Origin of the sequence: Pseudomonas sp. (assembly GCF_037994325.1) — a bacterium.
Lineage (GTDB): Bacteria > Pseudomonadota > Gammaproteobacteria > Pseudomonadales > Pseudomonadaceae > Aquipseudomonas.
Map to the genome: position 1 here is coordinate 1 of NZ_JBBNAH010000701.1, position 3,463 is coordinate 3,463.

Below are 3,463 nucleotides of genomic sequence, written 5' to 3' on the forward strand. Positions count from 1 at the left end.
GCCCTACCCCGCGCTTATCTGGCACCGCCTTTGCAATCGGTTCGTCCATTGCCCGCCCCGCTCGGAACGTTGATAGCGGGGCAAACCCTCGACCTAGGAAGCGACATGAGCGAATTGCGATTCACCAGTGAACATGAATGGCTGCGTCTGGACAGTGATGGCCTGGTTACCGTCGGCATCACCCCCTATGCTCAAGAAGCCCTCGGTGATGTGGTGTTTGTGCAATTGCCGGAATTGGGCGCCCAAGCCGCCGGTGCCGAAGTAGCGGTACTGGAGTCGGTTAAAGCCGCCAGCACCATCGCCATGCCGGTGGACGGTGAAGTAATAGAAGTGAACGCCGCGCTGGAAAACGCGCCGGAAACCGTGAACGAAGATTCCCTCGGCGCAGGCTGGTTCTTCCGTATGCAACTGGCCGACAACAGCGTGCTGGCCACCCTGCTCGACCAAGCCGCTTACGACCGCCTGCTTAAAGCCAACGACGACGCCTGAGGCCCTGATGACTATTTCCCTCGACACCCGCAACGAATTCATCGCCCGTCATATCGGCCCGCGCGAGCGCGATATCACCGCCATGCTCCAGCAGTTGGGCTACGACTCCCTGGAAGCCATGAGCGCCAGCGTGATCCCCGACAGCATCAAGGGCACCAGCGTGCTCAATCTGCCTGAAGGCCTGAGCGAAACCGCCGCCTTGGCAGAAATCAAAGCCATCGCCGACAAAAACCAGCAGTTCAAAACCTACATCGGCCAGGGCTACTATGGCACCCTGACGCCAGCGCCTATCTTGCGCAACCTGCTGGAAAACCCGGCCTGGTACACCGCCTACACCCCGTACCAGCCAGAAATTTCCCAAGGCCGTTTGGAAGCGCTGCTCAACTTCCAAACCATGATCTGCGACCTCACCGGCCTGCAAATCGCCAACGCCTCGTTGCTCGACGAAGCCACTGCCGCTGCCGAAGCCATGACCTTCTGCAAACGCCTGGCAAAAAACAAAGCCAGCCAAACCTTCTTCGCCTCCCAGCACTGCCACCCACAAACCCTCGACGTGCTGCGCACCCGTGCCGAGCCGCTGGGCATTGACGTGGTGGTGGGCGATGAAAACGCCATTGAAGACTTCGCCGCCTACTTCGGCTGCCTGCTGCAATACCCCGCCAGCAATGGCGATATCTACGACTACCGCGCCTTGGTTGAGCGCTTCCACGCCGCTGGCGCCCTGGTGGCCGTGGCCGCCGACCTGCTGGCCCTGACCCTGCTGACCCCGCCCGGCGAATTCAACGCCGACGTGGCCCTGGGCAGCGCGCAACGCTTTGGTGTGCCGCTGGGCTTTGGTGGCCCGCACGCCGCCTACTTCGCCACCCGTGATGCGTTCAAACGCGATATGCCCGGCCGCTTGGTCGGTGTGTCCATCGACCGCCACGGCAAGCCGGCTTACCGCCTGGCCATGCAAACCCGCGAGCAACATATCCGCCGCGAAAAGGCCACCAGCAACATCTGCACCGCGCAGGTACTGCTGGCCAATATCGCCGGCATGTACGCCGTGTACCACGGCCCGCAAGGCCTGACCGATATCGCCAAACGCGTGCACGTGCTCACCGTGATTGCCGCCCAAGGTCTGGCCCAACTTGGTCTGCCGGTGCAGCAAGGTGCGTTCTTCGACACCGTCACCCTGAACACCGGCGCCCGTACTGAGGCACTGCACGCCAAGGCCTGGGCCGCGCAGATCAACCTGCGCCAGATCAGCGCCGAGCAACTCGGCCTGTCCCTCGACGAAACCACCACCCAGGCCGACGTTGAAGCGCTGTGGGCGCTATTCGCCGACGGCCAAGCGCTGCCCGACTTCACCACCCTTGCCGCCGCTGCCAGCGTGCAATTGCCCGAAGGCCTGCTGCGTACCAGCACCTTCCTGCAACACCCGTCGTTTAACCGCTATCACTCGGAAACCGAGCTGATGCGTTACCTGCGTCGCCTCGCCGACAAAGACCTGGCCCTGGACCGCACCATGATCCCGCTGGGCTCGTGCACCATGAAGCTCAACGCCGCCAGCGAAATGCAGCCCATTACCTGGAGCGCCTTTGGCAGCCTGCACCCGTTTGTGCCGGCCGAGCAAAGCGTCGGCTACCAGCAGCTCACCGACGAACTGGAAGCCATGCTGTGCGCCGCTACCGGTTACGACGCCGTGTCGCTGCAACCCAACGCCGGTTCGCAAGGTGAATACGCAGGCCTCTTGGCCATTCGTGCCTACCACGCCAGCCGTGGCGACACCGAGCGCGATATCTGCCTGATTCCTTCGTCTGCCCACGGCACCAACCCCGCCACCGCCAACATGGCCGGTATGCGGGTGGTGGTCACCGCGTGCGATGCCCGCGGCAACGTCGATGTTGAAGACCTGCGCGCCAAGGCTCTGGAACACAAAGACCGCCTGGCCGCGCTGATGATCACCTACCCGTCCACCCACGGCGTGTTTGAAGAAGAAATCCGCGAAATCTGCGCGATCATTCACGACAACGGCGGCCAGGTGTATATCGACGGCGCCAACATGAATGCCATGGTCGGCCTCTGCGCCCCAGGCAAATTCGGCGGCGACGTTTCCCACCTGAACCTGCACAAAACCTTCTGCATTCCCCACGGCGGTGGCGGCCCGGGCGTTGGCCCGATTGGTGTGAAGTCGCACCTGGCGCCGTTCCTGCCAGGCCACGCCAACATGGCGCGCAAAGAAGGCGCCGTCAGCGCCGCGCCGTTTGGCAGCGCGAGCATTCTGCCGATCTCGTGGATGTACATGAAAATGATGGGCGGCGAAGGCCTGAAACGCGCCTCGCAGCTGGCCATTCTCAGCGCCAACTACATTGCCAACCGCCTCGAAGAACACTTCCCCGTGCTCTATGCCGGCAGCAATGGCCTGGTCGCCCACGAATGCATCCTCGACCTGCGCCCGCTAAAAGAAACCAGCGGCATCAGCGTCGACGACGTGGCCAAGCGCCTGATCGACTACGGCTTCCACGCGCCAACCATGTCGTTCCCGGTGGCCAACACCCTGATGATCGAGCCGACCGAAAGCGAATCCAAAGAAGAGCTCGACCGCTTCTGCGACGCCATGATCAGCATCCGCAACGAAATCCGCGCCATCGAACGCGGCGAATCGGACGCCCAGGACAACCCACTGAAAAACGCCCCACACACCGCGCAAGAACTGCTCGGCGAATGGCCGCACGTCTACAGCCGCGAGCAAGCCGCCTACCCGCTGGCCAGCTTGATCGAAGCCAAGTACTGGCCGCCGGTGGCGCGCATCGACAACGTCTACGGCGACCGCAACCTGGTCTGCTCCTGCCCGTCGATCAGCGAATACGCTGACGCCTGACGGTAAAACCATTGCGGCCACTCGCTGTGCCGCAATGGATCGCCTTACGTCCGTAGGGTGTGCTGTGCGCACCAATGCGTTGTGCAATAAATCGCATGGTGCGCACAGCAC

2 protein-coding genes are annotated in these 3,463 nt (G+C 62.7%); both read left to right on the forward strand.

Annotation, left to right across the window (positions count from 1 at the left end; genetic code table 11):
- Positions 1-105: 105 nt before the first annotated feature.
- Entirely contained in the window at positions 106-489 is a 384-nt protein-coding gene (gene gcvH, locus AAAB16_RS23145) for a glycine cleavage system protein GcvH (protein ID WP_340665459.1), read from the forward strand.
- A 7-nt stretch (positions 490-496) separates the two neighbouring features.
- Complete coding sequence (gcvP, locus tag AAAB16_RS23150) at positions 497-3,352, forward strand: aminomethyl-transferring glycine dehydrogenase (RefSeq protein WP_340665460.1); 2,856 nt, start codon at positions 497-499, stop codon at positions 3,350-3,352.
- Positions 3,353-3,463: the final 111 nt, after the last annotated feature.